This is a genomic window from Actinomycetospora sp. C-140 (assembly GCF_054796175.1).
Genome location: NZ_JBTWNF010000010.1, coordinates 69,872 through 84,523 on the forward strand (window position 1 = coordinate 69,872; position 14,652 = coordinate 84,523).

The 14,652-nt window shown below is 73.6% G+C and carries 14 protein-coding genes; 9 read left to right on the plus strand and 5 right to left on the minus strand.

Annotation, left to right across the window (positions count from 1 at the left end):
• Positions 1 to 2: 2 nt before the first annotated feature.
• Complete coding sequence (locus ACR9E3_RS17655) at positions 3 to 458, minus strand: pyridoxamine 5'-phosphate oxidase family protein (protein WP_460381746.1); 456 nt, start codon at positions 456 to 458, stop codon at positions 3 to 5.
• Positions 459 to 572: 114 nt separating this feature from the next.
• Between ACR9E3_RS17655 and ACR9E3_RS17660 the strand changes: the two genes are divergently transcribed.
• The 5 genes from ACR9E3_RS17660 (at position 573) to ACR9E3_RS17680 (ending at position 5,303) form a co-directional block, all read left to right on the plus strand.
• Positions 573 to 2,042: a protein kinase domain-containing protein gene (locus tag ACR9E3_RS17660; protein WP_460381748.1), complete on the plus strand. Its 1,470-nt coding sequence runs from the start codon at positions 573 to 575 to the stop codon at positions 2,040 to 2,042.
• 334 nt (positions 2,043 to 2,376) lie between these two features.
• The gene (locus tag ACR9E3_RS17665) at positions 2,377 to 3,264 is read left to right on the plus strand and encodes a hypothetical protein (protein WP_460381750.1); all 888 of its coding nucleotides are present in this window, start codon (positions 2,377 to 2,379) and stop codon (positions 3,262 to 3,264) included.
• A 71-nt stretch (positions 3,265 to 3,335) separates the two neighbouring features.
• On the plus strand, positions 3,336 to 4,181 hold the full coding sequence (locus tag ACR9E3_RS17670; protein ID WP_460381752.1) for an endonuclease/exonuclease/phosphatase family protein: 846 nt from the start codon (positions 3,336 to 3,338) through the stop codon (positions 4,179 to 4,181).
• A gap of 28 nt (positions 4,182 to 4,209) precedes the next feature.
• Positions 4,210 to 4,926, plus strand: a complete 717-nt coding sequence (locus tag ACR9E3_RS17675; protein ID WP_460381754.1) for a CDP-alcohol phosphatidyltransferase family protein — start codon at positions 4,210 to 4,212, stop codon at positions 4,924 to 4,926.
• Positions 4,927 to 5,099: 173 nt separating this feature from the next.
• Positions 5,100 to 5,303: a cold-shock protein gene (locus ACR9E3_RS17680; RefSeq protein WP_460381756.1), complete on the plus strand. Its 204-nt coding sequence runs from the start codon at positions 5,100 to 5,102 to the stop codon at positions 5,301 to 5,303.
• 34 nt (positions 5,304 to 5,337) lie between these two features.
• Here ACR9E3_RS17680 and ACR9E3_RS17685 read toward each other — a convergent pair whose 3' ends face one another.
• Positions 5,338 to 5,733, minus strand: coding sequence for an MmcQ/YjbR family DNA-binding protein (locus tag ACR9E3_RS17685; protein ID WP_460381758.1), 396 nt, complete (start codon positions 5,731 to 5,733; stop codon positions 5,338 to 5,340).
• Positions 5,734 to 5,781: 48 nt separating this feature from the next.
• On the opposite strand from ACR9E3_RS17685, the gene ACR9E3_RS17690 reads away from it, so the two are divergent.
• A complete protein-coding gene (locus tag ACR9E3_RS17690) occupies positions 5,782 to 5,982 on the plus strand; it encodes a hypothetical protein (protein ID WP_460381760.1) in 201 nt (66 codons plus the stop codon).
• 26 nt (positions 5,983 to 6,008) lie between these two features.
• Here the strand turns inward: ACR9E3_RS17690 and ACR9E3_RS17695 are convergent, their stop codons facing one another.
• The 3 genes from ACR9E3_RS17695 to ACR9E3_RS17705 all read right to left on the minus strand — a co-directional run bounded on the left by ACR9E3_RS17695 (position 6,009) and on the right by ACR9E3_RS17705 (position 11,668).
• Positions 6,009 to 10,076, minus strand: a complete 4,068-nt coding sequence (locus tag ACR9E3_RS17695) for an nSTAND1 domain-containing NTPase (RefSeq protein ID WP_460381762.1) — start codon at positions 10,074 to 10,076, stop codon at positions 6,009 to 6,011.
• A 190-nt stretch (positions 10,077 to 10,266) separates the two neighbouring features.
• Positions 10,267 to 11,148, minus strand: a complete 882-nt coding sequence (locus ACR9E3_RS17700) for an isocitrate lyase/PEP mutase family protein (protein ID WP_460381764.1) — start codon at positions 11,146 to 11,148, stop codon at positions 10,267 to 10,269.
• Positions 11,149 to 11,191: 43 nt separating this feature from the next.
• Positions 11,192 to 11,668, minus strand: coding sequence for a MarR family winged helix-turn-helix transcriptional regulator (locus ACR9E3_RS17705; RefSeq protein WP_460381766.1), 477 nt, complete (start codon positions 11,666 to 11,668; stop codon positions 11,192 to 11,194).
• Positions 11,669 to 11,870: 202 nt separating this feature from the next.
• Here ACR9E3_RS17705 and ACR9E3_RS17710 point away from each other — a divergent pair, with 202 nt between their 5' ends.
• The 3 genes from ACR9E3_RS17710 to fmdA all read left to right on the plus strand — a co-directional run bounded on the left by ACR9E3_RS17710 (position 11,871) and on the right by fmdA (position 14,622).
• Complete coding sequence (locus tag ACR9E3_RS17710; protein WP_460381981.1) at positions 11,871 to 12,902, plus strand: substrate-binding domain-containing protein; 1,032 nt, start codon at positions 11,871 to 11,873, stop codon at positions 12,900 to 12,902.
• Positions 12,903 to 13,046: 144 nt separating this feature from the next.
• Positions 13,047 to 13,331 (plus strand): FmdB family zinc ribbon protein, encoded by a 285-nt coding sequence (locus ACR9E3_RS17715; RefSeq protein WP_460381768.1) that lies wholly within the window; start codon positions 13,047 to 13,049, stop codon positions 13,329 to 13,331.
• A 37-nt stretch (positions 13,332 to 13,368) separates the two neighbouring features.
• Complete coding sequence (gene fmdA, locus ACR9E3_RS17720; protein WP_460381770.1) at positions 13,369 to 14,622, plus strand: formamidase; 1,254 nt, start codon at positions 13,369 to 13,371, stop codon at positions 14,620 to 14,622.
• Positions 14,623 to 14,652: the final 30 nt, after the last annotated feature.

A 14,652-nucleotide genomic window follows, 5' to 3' on the forward strand; every position in this document is an offset into this window, starting at 1 on the left:
GCTCACTCGCGCTCGACCCGGCGCAGCCCCTCCGCGGGTGTCCACCACTCGACGACCAACAGGGTGGCCTCGGCGTCGAGGTGGGTGTGCACCACCTCGCTGACGTCGGCGCGGAAGAGGTCGCCGTCGGGGCCGTCCGTGATCGCCCCGCCGGCGACCGCCCGCCCGGCGATCTTCGCCTCGCCGGGCCACTGCGCCTCGTGGCCCTCGACGGGGTCCACGGTGGCGCTGTGCAGCGCGAACCGCGGGTCCCGCCGCAGGTCGGCGCCCTTGCGGGCCTTCGGCATCGAGCCGAAGGTCAGCTCCCCGTCGTCGAAGACGGTCTCGATCCCGGAGATCCGCGGCCCGCCGTCGGCCCGCAGCGTCGCGATCGTCTTGTGCTTGTGCGCGTCGAACAGCGCCCGCACCCGCTCCGCGAACTCCGGTGCCGCTTCTTCGACGTCCCGCCAAGTCGTCACGCACGGATGGTCGCACCGAGCCCCGACAACACCGACGAGCTCGGAGGCTAACGATCGACGAGCCGCTCGCGATCACCCAGCGTGACCCAGTTGGCAAGGGGGGCGGGTCCCGCGGTGGAGGAATTCGGGCCCTACCGCCTGCGCCGCCTCCTCGGACGCGGCGGCATGGGGGAGGTGCACGAAGCGTTCGATGTGCAACGCGAACGGACCGTCGCCCTCAAACGCCTCCACCCCGAAGCGCAGAGCGACCCGGACTCCCGCAAACGTTTCCGGCGTGAGTCGCGGACCGTTGCCCAGCTCGACTCGCCGCACGTCATCCCGATCCATGACTTCGGGGTGATCGACGACCGCATGTTCATCGACATGCGGCTGGTGCGCGGTCAGGACCTCGGCGCACGTCTGGCTCAGGTCGGGAGGTTCACGCCGATCCGCGCCGTGGAGATCGTCGAGCAGGTGGCCGACGCCCTCGGCGCTGCACACGGTGCCGGTCTCGTCCATCGGGACGTCAAGCCCTCCAACATCCTGCTCGGCCGGGGCGACTTCGCCTACCTTGCCGACTTCGGCATCGTCCACATCCGCGAGTCGACGGGGAGCCTCACCGCATCGGGAGCATCGCCTGGCACGCCGGCCTACATGGCGCCGGAGCAGCTCCGGGCGGCGCGTTTCGACCACCGTCTCGATGTCTACGCCCTGGGCTGCGTGCTGTTCGAGCTCCTGGCGGGCCGACCACCGTTCACCGGGCACAAGGCCGCAGTCATGGTCGCTCATTTGCAGGAGAAGCCTCCGCGACCATCCAGCCTCGTCGCTGGACTGCCAGCCGGTCTCGAGGACGTCGTGCTCGCGGCGCTCGAGAAGCACGCCGATGATCGGCCGACAAGTGTCGGTGAGCTGGTCGCGGCTTCGCGCCGCGCGCTCCGCGGGCCGACCGGCCCGGTGCCGATGCCCGACGCGATCACGGCGCGGCCCGTCCCGCCGCCGCGGGCTCAGGGTCCGAGACCGATGCCACGGGAGCGACCCCGGGTTGCGTTGCTCCCACGGCGTGCGGCACCTCCACCTGCCGCGCTCTCCGCGTCTCCCACGGACATCCCGTCCCCGCGACCCGCTCCCGAGCCGGGCGGAGGCGCCCGGAAGGCGGCCCCCGCCCCGACGCCTCGCCTCCGGGCCTCGCGATCCGCGGTGATCGCGATGGTCCTGGCCTTCGTGCTCCCTCCGGTGGGGGCCGCCACGGGGATCGCCCTGCGTTGTCGGTCGACCGACGCGGTGCGCCGCACGGCCACCCTCGCTCTCGTCGTCGGCGTGCTGTTGACCCTCGCGATCTCGACCGGCGCGATCGTCGGGCTGCGGAACAGCCGACAACCGGTGGTCTCGGCGGCCCGGGTCGAGAGCCAGATGGTGGCGACGACCGGCCTTCCTCCCGGAGCCGTGACGTGCACGGGCTCTCTCCCGGCGGTGGTCGGGGCGTCCCTCGACTGCACGGCCGCCGTCCGCGATCGGACCCAGACCCTCCGAGCGACCGTGACGTCTGTCGCCGGTGATCAGGTCACCTTCGATGTCGTCGCCGATCAATCTCGACCGTCCAGGTAACTCTTCCGGGTGATGTGCCGATACGGGGGCGATCACGAGTTCGATCAGGGGGAGATGCATGGTCACGCCCGGGGGCGACGGAGCGCAGGGAGAGTCGCAGGGGGGCCTGGACGCGGCGACGACATCGTTGCGGGAGCCGGTGCGGAGACCGAGCCAGCGCGGGTTGGTCACGCTCACGCCGTCGCCACGGCCCGTCGCCTCGGCGGCGACACCTCCCGTCGAGAAGGCTGAGGATCCGGCGACGGACCTCACCGTGTTCGGGAAGCTCGCCGACGCGGGGAGGCGAGCGCGCACGCAGGTCCAACGCCCCGCCGTGCGACGGTCACTGGTGGCCGTGGCTGCAGTCGCGCAAGGTTTCGTGCTGGTCAGTGCGGTCGCGTTGTGGACAGGTCACGGTGAGGCGTCGGAGGCGACCGCCGTCGCTCCCGTCTCGTGGACAGGCGTCGTACACGACGTCGGCGCGGCGGGTGTCAACCTGCGCTCGGCGCCCCAGGCGATCCCCGAGACGTCGCGCGACACGGCAGGCGCCGGCTCGCGGCTGTCCCTCACCTGCGCCCGGTCCGGGGATCTCGTCACCGACGAGTCGGGCGCGCACTCCGACATGTGGCTCCGGACGTCCGACGGCCTCTACGTCTCCCTCCTCTACGTCGACGTCCGGGACCGCACCTCGATCGTGAGCTGCGCCGACGCCACCGGCGATGCCCCGGTCATGGCTCTCGACGAGCCCGACGGAGGCACGGTCTCGCCGTCAGCTCAACCGGTTCCGGCGTCGGACGTGCAGCCGGCCGCAGCCCCGGCTCGCACGCCTGATGCGGTGCCTCCTCTTGTCGAGCACGATCCCGGCGGCGGTGCCGGTGGCTCGAACTCCGTCCCGGGTGGCTCCGCAGGCGGCACCGGTCGCCCCGACCAGGGCCAGGAAAACCCGGGCCACGAATACCCGGGCCAGGAAAACCCGGGCCAGGAAAACCCGGTCCAGCAAGACCCAGGCCAGCAGGAGCCAGGCCAGCAGGAGCCGGGCGTGCCGGGATCGTCGGGTGGGGGCTCCGTCGTCTCGCCTGATGGCGGTCTGACGATCATCGGGCCGGGGAGCGCCCGCGCGGAGAGCCATGCTCCATCGGCCACGAGCGGCCGGAGCTCGAGGTCGTCGACCCCCCGCGCGACAACCACAACGCGCGTCCCCGACAGGACATCACACAGCCGAGATGTGACGGCCGTCGGCTGAGCAGGTCGCGTCCCTGCGGGTAGCCCTGGCATGTCAGGCTGTCGCAGGGCTGCTGCCGAGGAGGATCACGCATGTCCACGGGCGATCCCGTCGGCCTCCGCGTGATGAGCTTCAACATCCGGGGCTTCACGACGCCGGTGGACGGTCGGCACCGGTGGTCGCTGCGGGCCGACCGCAACGTCGCGACGATCCGTGAGCAGAAGCCCGACCTGCTCGGTGTCCAGGAGCTCCAGGCCGAGAGCCTCGCGACGTACCGCGAACAGCTCGGGGAGTACGACGTCGTCCTCGGGCCGGCGGCGGGGCGCGGCCGGCGGCACGAGTACAACGCGATCCTCTTCGACCCGGGGCGCCTGGAGGTCGTCGACGCCGGCGGGTTCTGGCTCAGCGAGACCCCGGAGGTGCGGTCGGCGTCGTGGGGGACGCAGAACGTCCGCGCCGCGAACTGGCTGACGTTCGCCGTCCGCGGGACCGGCGCGACGTTCCGGCACGTCAACGTGCACCTGGACCACTGGAGCGGCCTGGCCCGGGAGCAGAGCGCGGATCTGCTGGTGCGCCGGCTCGGCGACGGGGGCCTGCCGACGGTCGTGACCGGCGACTTCAACTGCCCGCCCGGCCCCGGGCCGTACCGGACCTTCCTCGCGCGGGGCTTCGAGGACACGTACGCCGAGCAGGGACCCGACGACGGCACGTTCCACGGGTTCGGCGGCGTCACCTTCGCGGCCGTGCGCCGGTTCCACCGCTGGCGGCACGGACCGGCCCCGCTGCGCCTCGACTGGATCCTCGTGGGCGACGGCGACGGCGACGGCGATGGGCGCTGGTCGGTCGAGAACGCCGCGATCGTGCGCGACCGTGACCCGGTCACCGGCGCGCCCCCGAGCGACCACGACCCGGTGCTGGCGGAGCTCTCCCTCACCTAGTCTCCGTCCGGACAAGCAGGGGGTGGGTGTGGACCTCGAGGAGTACTTCGACGTCTGGTCGCGGGCGCACGGCGACTACGACGTGCGCTCCTCCCCGCTGACCCGGCTCTGGCTCCGCATCGCCCACCGGCTGGCGACACCCCTGGTCCGGCGCCGGGTGCCGCCGGCCCGGGTGACCGCCGTCGGGCTCGTCGGCGCCGTCGCGGTCGGCGGTGTCGCCGCGCTCGGGGGACGGTGGCCGTTGCTCGCGGCGGCGCTCGTCGTCATCGTCGCGCTGCTCGACGGGGTCGACGGCGCGGTCGCGGAGATGACCGGTGCCGCGACGGCCTGGGGACGCGTGCTCGACCAGCTGGTCGACCGCATCGGTGACCTCGCGATGATCGCCGGGCTGTGGGCCCTGGGTGCTTCCGGCCCGGTGGCGGCGGCGGCCGCGGTCGTGACCGTCCTCGACGAGGCGGTCCGGTCGAGTGCGAGTGCCGCCGGTGTCGCGGAGGCCGGGCTCGTCAGCTTCGCGGAGCGGCCGACCCGCCTGCTCCTCGGAGGTCTGTCGTTCGCCGCGGCCGGGATCGTGCCGTCCGTCGCCGCCGTGGTGGCGACGGTCGGGGCGGCGGTCTGGCTGGTGCTGTCGCTCGGCGCGGGGCTACAGCTGGTGATCAACGTCCGTCGGCGGCTCCTCGGCGTCCCGCGGCACGGGGCGGGGGCAGCCGCGGACCAGGAGGGCGGGGAGCTGCGCGACGGCCGGTAGCGACCACCCACCGTGATAACTTGGCCACGGTTGCCATCACTTTTCCTCGCTGTTCGCGCCGTGGATCAGTCGATTTCGACTCCACCCGCAGCAAGGATCCCTCGCCGCGTCCGTGGAGTCGGGCAGCTTCGACGGGCGGTTGTCGACCCGTCGCCCGACACGAAAGAGGATGTATGTCCGACGGCACGGTCAAGTGGTTCAACTCCGAGAAGGGCTTCGGCTTCATCGCCCCGGAGGACGGCGGCAAGGACGTCTTCGTCCACTACTCGGCGATCGAGGGCAGCGGCTTCAAGTCGCTCGACGAGGGCCAGCGCGTCTCCTTCGAGGTCAGCGAGGGCCCGAAGGGCCTCCAGGCGGACTCGGTCCGCGCGCTCTGAGTGCTGTGGTCCCGTGGCCGTCACGGCCGCGGGATCACGGTCCCTTCCCCGCGAGCCCGTCGAGCAGCGCCACGAGGGTCTGCGGAGCCACCTCGCGGTAGGCGTCGGTGAGCACCTCGCGGACCTCGGCCCAGTCCGGGCCGTCGGGCCGGAGGTCCAGGCGGAGGGCGATCCAGTCGCGGCCGCCGAAGGGCGGGGGGAAGAACTGCTCGGGGTCGGCGGCCACCAGCTCCTGCCGGGCGCCGGGCGGCGCCGCCGCCCACAGCGCGACGTGGGGCTCGTCGAACCGGTGCTCCTTGGGGTCGACGAACTTCGCGAACGACCGGCGGCGCACGAACCAGGTCGGCGCCCCGTGGGTCGGCCTTTCTCCCACCTCGGGCAGGGCTGCGCAGACCCCGCGGACACCGTCGAGCAGAGCAGCGCGATCCACCGGAACCTCCGCGGCGTATCACCCGGGCGGGTGTCTCGTTATCTTTTCGTGACCGACTCCCAGCGCACGGTGCCCTTCGCGACACCCCGACGCACGGCCGGCCCCAGCGTGCCGCGTCTGGTGCTGAGCGCGGTGGGCGTGTTCGCGCTCGCCCTGCTGCTCGTCACCGGGGCGGAGCTGTTCGTCGGTCATCCGCTCTCGGGCGGGCCGAGCGGCGAGACGACGATGAGTGCGCTGTTCGTGCCCTAGCCGTACACGATGATCCGCCGGACGGGTCAGCCCGACGGGGGACAGGACTCCTCGAAAGCGAGGCTCGGGACGGCCGCGGCCCACGCGGCGGGATCGAGGCCGCCGCCGACGATCGCGCAGGCGCGCGCCGCGGCGTCGACGTGCAGGTCTCGCAGCGGTGCGACGTCCCAGAGCCGGACGACCCCGTCCGCGCCGGCGGCGGCGACCCACGGCCGGTCGCGGGGGAGTCCGAGCGCGGCGATCGGTGACCCTGCCGGAGGAACGGGTCGGCCCAGGACCCGCGGCCCCGTGGGGACCGACACGTCCCACAGGGTGACCGACCCCGCCGAGCCCGCGGCGACCAGCGTCGCGCCGTCTCCGCTGAACCCGACGGTGTAGACGGCGCCGCCGTCGGACGACGGGGCCGGTGTGCGGCGCGGCGCACCGGACGTCGACCGGTCCCACACGAGGACCGCACCGTCCCAGCCCCCGCTCGCCAGCGTTCCGCTCGGCGCGAACGCCACGCTGAACACCGGCGCCCCACCGGCCGTCAGCCCGGGCGGGATCGCCCGCGGCCCTGTGGTGTGCGAGACGTCCCACTCCAGCACGGCACCCTCGGCGCCCGAGCTGGCCAGCCGTGCGCCGTCGGGGGAGAACGCGACCGAGTGGACGGGACCGGTGTGCACGAACGCCGGACCGCCGACCGGAGCCGGGCGCGCCGGATCGGCGACGCTCCACAACGCCACGCTGCGGTCGTCGTGCCCGACGGCGAGCGTCCCGCCGGCCGGCGAGAAGGCCACACTGTTCGCGGCTCCACCGACCGCCGGCAGGACCCCGACGCCGCGGAGGTGCGTGGGTCCGTCGAGCGCCCCGAGCGTCACCGAGCCGTCCGCGGCACCGATCGCGAGGATCCGGCCGTCCGGTGAGATCGCGAGGCTGCGGACCTCGGCGGGAGCGCCGATCGGAGCTCCTGCAGGACGCGGGCGGGCGGGGTCGGCCACGTCCCACAGCCGGACGACGGCGTCGCGGCCGCCGGTGGCCAGGAGATCGCCGGACGGCGATGCGGCGATCGCGCGGCTCTCCCCGGGGCCGCCGGCGACCACGGTGCCCAGGGACGTCGCGTGGGGCGGACCGGCGAGATCCCACAGCACCGCCGTGCGATCGGCGCCCGCCGAGAGCAGCCAGCGGCCACCCGGGGCGAAGGCGACCGAGTACACCTGGTCGGCGTGGCCGCGGAGCGGATCGCCGAGCCGGGTGGGGCGGCTGAGGTCGGCCGCGGAGAAGAGCCCGACCTCGTGGTCTGCCCCGGCCGTGGCGAGCATCGTCCCGTCCGGTGAGAAGGCGACCTGGTACGCCGGGCCGGCGTGTACCCGGACGGGCTCGCCGACGACGCGACCGGAGCCGTCGGCGGCCCACGTGGCGAGGTCCCCGGACTGGTCGACCGCCGACACCGTGGCTCCGCCGGGAGCGAACGCCGCCGACCACACGGCGCTGACGGCCGTCAGCGGTGTGCCCAGCGCCGTCGGACGCGACCGGTCCGCGGCGTTCCACAGGCGAACGGTGCGGTCGGCACCGCACGTGGCCACGGTGCCTCCGTCCCGCGAGAAGGCGACCCCGAACACCTGGCCGACGTGGCCCGTCGCGACCTCGGCCGTCGTCGCCGGGCGCTCGAGGTCGGTGGTGTCGCGCAGGATCAGCCGCCCGTCGAAGCCGACCGACGCCAGCGTGCGCCCGTCCGGCGAGAACGCGACGGCGTGGACCTCGGCGGTGTGGCCTCCCAGCGGCGTCCCGAGCCGGCGCGGTGCTCGGCGATCCGTCATGTCCCAGAGCCCGACCGTGCCGTCCGCGCCTGCGGTGGCGACGGTCCGGCCGTCCGGCGAGTACGCGACGTCGTAGACGTAGCCCTGGTGCACCGGCGCGGCCCCGACCGCCGCCGGGCGCTCCGGGTCGGCGAGATCCCAGACGGTGGCCCGGCCGTCCATGTCGCCGGTGACCAGCGTGGCGCCGTCGGGGGAGTAGGCGGTGGTCACGATGCCGCTGCTCTGCGGGAGGGTGCGCGCGTACTGGGTGTGGCCCAGGGTGTCGACGAGGTTCGCCGTCGATGCGGCGTCGGGCGCGATGTGCGCGGCCGCCAGGCCGAGTCGCAGCGCGGTGCGGGTGTCGGTCGGTCGCGCCACGTCGGCCTGGACGAGCAGCTGTCGGGCGACGGCCTGGCGTTCGGCGGTCGTCGCCGCATCCGCCTGGACGACGGCCAGCGTGCCCCCCAGGACCGCGAGGAGGAGCAGGGCCGAGAGCACGGCCACGCCGCGACGGCGCCGTCGCCGGTCACGGGTCATGCTCGTCAGGAGGAAGCTCCGGACGCCGGGGCCCACCTCGATCCGGTCGGTGGCGAGGCCGGCTCGGCGGCCGGGTCGCCATCGGTCGGTGTGGGCGCCGAGGTCGCCCACGACGCCGGCGAGCTGCGTCCCTTCCCACAACCCACCCGCGCCGCCTCCGCGCGCCTCCCAGTCGGCGGCGGCCTGCTCGACCCGGCGCTTGGCGCGCAGCGCAGTGGACTCCCGATCGATCGCCTCGGCGAGCGGTGGCCACGCGCTCAGGAAGGCCTCGTGCGCGACCTCGACGACGACGTGACCGCCGACGGGGTCGGACCCGGTCGTCAGGAGCCTCCGGCGGACGAATTCGTCGAGCTCTCGAGCGGCCGGGGCGGACAGTTCATGCCGGGGCGCGCGTGATCGCAGCGGGCGCCTGCGCTCGTCCACGACGACGAGCCGCAGGAGCTCACGGACGACCGCGTCGCGACCGCGCCCGCCGGCTTGCGTCGCCGCGATGAGTGCCTGGTCCGCCTGCCGCGTCAGTGCTCCGTCGACCCCGCCCAGCTGGTCGTACCGGGCGTGGGTCAGGTGCGCGCCGCGGTAGTGCCCGTCGTGGACCGCGCTGTCGGTGAGCTGCGCCAGGGCGTAGGCGAGCAGGGGGAGGGCGTCACCGGTCCCGGTGTCGTCCACCAGCCTGTCGACGAGTCCGTCCTCGAGATGGAGTCCTGCGAGCTGCGCGGGCCGCTCGACCACCGCCACCAGGGCCTCCCGCCGCAGCGGCGCGATGGTGTGGAGGTGTTTCGGCAGATCGGCGATCTCGGTGCTCGAGAGGACCTGGTCGAGGAACTCGGGCCGCAGCGCGGCGACCACCTGGAGAGGTCGGCCGAGCGTCGGCACGATCGCCCGGAGGAAGTCGGCGCGCGCCGCGTCGTCGGCCTGCGTGACCAGCTCCTCGAACTGGTCGACGACGAGCAGCAGGCGGCTGCGGCGTGGTCCGGGCACGGCGAGCAGGAGCTCGTCGACGGCGTCGGCCAGGTGTCCGTCCCGCACCACCTGGCGGAGATCGGTGAGTGATCGCTCGGGCCGACCGAGGCGGCGGGCTGCGGCGGCGAGCTCCCGGACGAGCGCGCCGACCGGGTCCCGGCCTGGCCGGCAGGGGTCGAGCGTCAGAGCGTCCGGCTCGGCGGCTACGGCGGGGCGGAGACCCGCCCGGACCAGGGAGGACTTGCCGCACCCGGACGGACCGACCACGACGTGGATCTCCGCGTCGGCCCGCGCGGCCGGGGTACGCAGCGCCGCGGTGAGACGCCGCACGTCGTCCTCGCGGCCGAAGAACGCCCGGACCGTCTTGTCGTCGAACGGGTCCAGGCCGGGGTACGGGGAGCGGTCGTCCGGCCAACCACCTCCGCCGACGGCGTCGAGGCCCCGCAGGACTTCGACGAGCCGCTCGCCGCCCGCCTGCTCGTCGGCGGTCAGGTCGATCTCCTGCAGCGACCGCAGGAGGTCGTGCCGCGGGCCCGGCGCGGCGAGCAGTGGCAGCAGCCGCGCGCCCTGGGACCGGGCGATCACGACCTCGGCGGTGCACCACGCCGACCGGCAGTAGGCGGGCGTCACGACGCAGACGACCGCGTCCGCTGCCCGCAACGCGGCGTAGAGGCGCTCCTCCCACTGCTCGCCCGGGGTGATGCCGTCGTGGGGATGCCGGTCGAGGAAGACCTCGTGACCCGCCGCCACGAGTCGTCCGCGCAGCCGCTCACCGAGCGCGGTGTCCGCGCTCGCGTGGCTGATGAAGACGGTGGCCACGAGCCGACCGCCTACTCCGTGCCCATCCTCGTCCCCCCGGCGCAGCTCGGGATGTGGCCTCGTGGAGCAGTGTGCTCTCGCCTCATCCTCCGATCGCTACGGCGTTCGAGGGACAATGGTTCGCGTGACGCTCGGGCACCGCGCCATCGCCACGTCAGGTGATCGCACCGACCCGCGCCGTGAACAGCAATCAGCGATCGGGACCGGTCATGATCTCCGCGAGCTGCCCGTACGGCAGGCGGTCCGCTTCGCCGAGCGCGTCCCACCCGGCGTCGCCGGACACGTCGTCGACGATCGCGACCGCGCGGGCGAGCGCCGCGCGGTAGAGCGAGGACCCGAAGCTGATCCGGCGGACGCCGATCCCGGCGAGGGTCTCGAGGTCGAGCCCGAGGTCACGCGAGGCCAGGATGTTCACCGGTGCGCCGTCGCACCCGTCGACGACCTCGGTCAGGACCCGCTCCACCGAGCCCAGCTCGGTCCCGGTGCGCTGGACCCCGGGCACGAAGAGGCACGTCGCCCCGGCCTCGCGGTAGCGGCGCAGCCGGTCGAGGGCGAGACCGACGCGGTGGTCGGCCTCGCCCACGGGGTTCCAGAAGACGTCGGTGCGGGCGTTGAGGACCGCGACCGACCCGAGCGCACGGATCGCCGCCACGCCCGCGGCGACGATCTCTGTCTGGAGCCCGACGTCGCGCAGCGCGCCGGTCGCGGGGTCGGTGTCCTCGATGTTCACACCCGCCGCTCCGGCCGTGACGGCCCGGGTGATGGTCGCGTGCACCTCGTCGGGTGTCGTGCCGAAGCCGGCCTCCAGATCGGCCGTGACCGGGACGTCGCCGGCCGCGTCGACCATCGCGGCCGCGGCGGCGAGCGCCTCGTCGCGGTCGATCCTCTCGCCGTCGGGCAGACCGTCCGTGGCCGCCGCGGCCGCGCTCGAGGTCCCGATCGCGACCGTGCCCGGGCGCGACGCCAGCAGACGCGCGCTGCCCGCGTCCCACGCATTGGGCAGGAGGAACAGGCGCTCGTGCGCGCGGGCGAAGCGCTCGGCGCGCTCCCGGGCGGCGGCGGTGACCGTCATGCCGTCACCGTAGGTCCGGGTCGCTTCGCCGACCGCCGAAGGATCAGGCCTCGGTGGCCACGGGCTGGTCGACGCCGGCCGGGGCGATCCCGTTCTGGAGGCGCTGCAGCAGCTGCTCGAACAGCTCCGCGTCGGCCCCGAGGAGGTCGCGGAACTGGCCGCGGACCTCGGCGGTCGCCGCGTCCCAGTCCGCGAGGGCCCGCCGGCCGCGGGCCGAGACGACGATCAGCACGCGACGGCGGTCGGTGTGGTCACGCCGGCGCAGGACGAGGTTCGCCGCGACCATCCGGTCGACGAGCTTGCTGAGCTTGGGTGCCAGCAGCAGCACGTGGTCGGCGACGGTGCTCATGGGGCACCCGCCGCGGTCGGCGAGCAGGCGCAGGATCCGCCACTGGTCGAGGCTGGAACCCTGGCTCCGCAGCGCCTCCTCGAGTCGACCCGTGAGGGTGCGCTCGACGAGCGAGAGGAGGCGGAGCGACTCGTCGCCATCTCGCGGCGAGCGTTCCGCGCTGGCTGGCACGGCGACGATGGTAGCGGCGAAATCGGGTCGAACGACTCTTCCGGGGTCGGTCCGCGGCGGGGCGGCTCCACCGGGTGCGGACGACTCCAACGATCGGAGCAGTACCGGGCCGAGGCCCGCTCGCTAGCGTCGAACGATGACCGAGACGCCGCTTCCCCGGCCGGGGACGGCGCGACCGTCGCGCGGGGGCGACGTGCTCGACATGGCCCTGGTGGTGCCCCTCCAGGGGCCGGCCGGGATCTTCGGGCCCTCCTGCGAGAGCTGCGCCGCGCTGGCCGTGCAGGAGATCAACGCCGAGGGTGGTGTGCTCGGCCGGGAACTGAACCTGGTGCCGGTGGACGGGGGCCGCAGCCCCGCCGAGGTGGCGATCGAGGTCGACGCGCTGGTCAGCGCGGGTGCCGTCCAGGCCGTCACCGGCTGGCACATCTCGGCCGTCCGCGAGGCTGTCGCGCCCCGGATCCGCGGCCGGGTCCCGTACGCCTACACGGCCCTCTACGAAGGGGGCGAGGACCGGCCGGGCCTGTTCCTCACCGGCGAGACGCCCGATCTGCAGCTCGGTCCCACCCTGGACTGGTTCGCCGGGACGGCGGGCGTCCGGCGCTGGACGATCGTCGGGGACGACTACGTCTGGCCGCGCCGCTCGGCGTCGACCGCCGCCCGCTACCTGCGGCGCATCGGCGGCACCGTCTGCGACGAGATGTTCGTGCCGCTCGGCACCTCGGACTTCTCGACGGTCCTGCGCCGGGTCGAGGCCAGCGGCTGCGAGGCGGTGCTGATGCTGCTCATCGGCGACGACGCCGTCGCGTTCAACCGCGCCTTCGCCGGGTCCGGGCTCGACCGCGACATCCTGCGGTTCAGCTCGCTGATCGAGGAGAACGTCCTGCTCGCCTCGGGCCCGGAGAGCACGCGGGGCCTCATGACGTCGGCGGGCTATTTCGAGGACCTCGCGACGAGCTCCGGTCTCGAGTTCGCCGCCACGTACTTCCGCGAGTTCGGCGACGACGCACCGGTGCTGAACAGCCTCGGGGAGTCCTGCTACGAGGGCGTCCGGCTGCTCACCGAACTGATGCGCCGGGCCGGGTCGACGCAGGTGCCGGCGATGATGTCGGTGGCCGACGGGCTCGCGTACGAGAGCCCGCGCGGCACGGTCGAACTGCGCGACCGGCACCTGCGACAGGCGGTGTTCCTCGCCGTCGCCGACGGCCTGACCTGGGACGTCGTCCAGCAGCTGTAGCCGCCCGACCCCGGAGCGCGACGGCCGAGGAGGGCCGTTGACAGCGCCGACGCGACGTCGCTAACTTTCCTAGGAAACTAATTCTTGAGCGACACATCCGCCTCGGCGGTTCCCCGGGACCCACGACGAAGGGAGTCGCAGGAGATGCCGCTCTACGCGTACCGGTGCCGTGCGGACGGGCCCGTCGAGGTGATGCGGCCGCTCGGTACGGCACCACCCGCGGTCGCCTGCCCGACGTGCGGCGCCGACGCCCCGCGCATGATCACCGCACCGCGACTGGCGAACGCCGACCCCAGCCGGATGGCCGCGATCGACCGCGCCGAGGCCTCGCGCACCGAGCCCGAGGTCGTCTCCACGCCGCCGGCCCGCCCGGCTCGCACGCCGCGTCCGCGCCTCGACCCGCGGACCGCCGCGCTGCCGCGTCCCTGATCGGCTCCAGACCCCGCACGATCTCAGGAGAGCTCCGATGCCCAAGAAGGTCTTCCCTCTCGACAGCAACAAGAAGTTCACCGAACAGGAGATCGTCGGCCACAACCGGTGGCACCCGGACGTCCCCGCCCAGGTGCACGTCAAGCCGGGTGACGTCTTCCGCGTCGACTGTCGCGAATGGTTCGACGGCGCGATCGTCAACGACGACTCCGCCGACGACATCCTCAACGCGCCGCTCAACTCGGTGCACGTCCTGTCGGGCCCGATCGCGGTCGAGGGCGCGCAGCCGGGCGACCTGCTGATCGTCGACATCCTCGACGTCGGCCCGATCCCGCAGGAGGACTCCGGTCCGCTCGCCGGGCAGGGCTGGGGCTACACCGGGGTGTTCGCGACGCGGAACGGCGGCGGCTTCCTCACCGAGCAGTTCCCGGACGCCTACAAGGTGATCTGGGACTTCACGGGCGGGAAGGCCACGTCGCGGCACGTCCCGAACGTGTCGTTCACCGGCATCGTCCACCCCGGCCTCATGGGCACCGCGCCGTCGCACGACCTGCTGCGGAAGTGGAACGCCCGCGAGCAGGCCCTCATCGACACCGACCCCCAGCGCGTACCGCCGCTGGCCCTGCCGCCCCAGCCGGACTCCGCGATCCTCGGGTCGCTGACCGGGGACGACTTCGAGCGGGCGCGCAACGAGGCGGCCCGCACCGCCCCGCCGCGGGACAACGGCGGCAACCAGGACATCAAGAACTTCACCAAGGGCAGCCGCGTCTTCTACCCGGTGTTCGTCGACGGGGCCAACCTGTCGATGGGCGACCTGCACTTCTCCCAGGGCGACGGCGAGATCACCTTCTGCGGCGCCATCGAGATGGGCGGGTTCATGGACCTGCACGTCGACCTGATCAAGGGTGGCATGCAGACCTACGGCGTCTCCGAGAACGCGATCTTCATCCCGGGCAACACGGACCCTCAGTACAGCGAGTGGATCGCCTTCTCCGGCACGTCGGTGACGCTCGACGGCGAGCAGCGCTACCTCGACTCGCACCTGTCGTATCAGCGGGCCTGCCTGCACGCGATCGACTACCTGACGACCTTCGGCTACTCCGACATCCAGGCGTACATGATCCTGGGCGCGGCGCCGATCGAGGGCCGTCTCTCCGGTGTCGTCGACATCCCGAACTCGTGCTCGACGGTCTACATCCCGACGGGGATCTTCGACTTCGACGTCAAGCCGAGCAAGAACGGCCCGGTGCGCATCGACCCGGGTCAGGGCGTGCCGAAGGCCAGCGCCTGACCGCCTGACCGGCTCCCCGGCCCCTCCGGC

Bases quoted from the DNA above. Each gene is read 5' to 3' on its own strand.
- ACR9E3_RS17670 (WP_460381752.1), top strand. From the start codon at position 3,336: ATGTCCACGGGCGATCCCGTCGGCCTCCGCGTGATGAGCTTCAACATC.
- ACR9E3_RS17680 (WP_460381756.1), top strand. From the start codon at position 5,100: ATGTCCGACGGCACGGTCAAGTGGTTCAACTCCGAGAAGGGCTTCGGC.
- ACR9E3_RS17700 (WP_460381764.1), bottom strand. From the start codon at position 11,148: ATGACGGTCACCGCCGCCGCCCGGGAGCGCGCCGAGCGCTTCGCCCGC.
- ACR9E3_RS17710 (WP_460381981.1), top strand. From the start codon at position 11,871: ATGGCCCTGGTGGTGCCCCTCCAGGGGCCGGCCGGGATCTTCGGGCCC.
- ACR9E3_RS17715 (WP_460381768.1), top strand. From the start codon at position 13,047: ATGCCGCTCTACGCGTACCGGTGCCGTGCGGACGGGCCCGTCGAGGTG.
- fmdA (WP_460381770.1), top strand. From the start codon at position 13,369: ATGCCCAAGAAGGTCTTCCCTCTCGACAGCAACAAGAAGTTCACCGAA.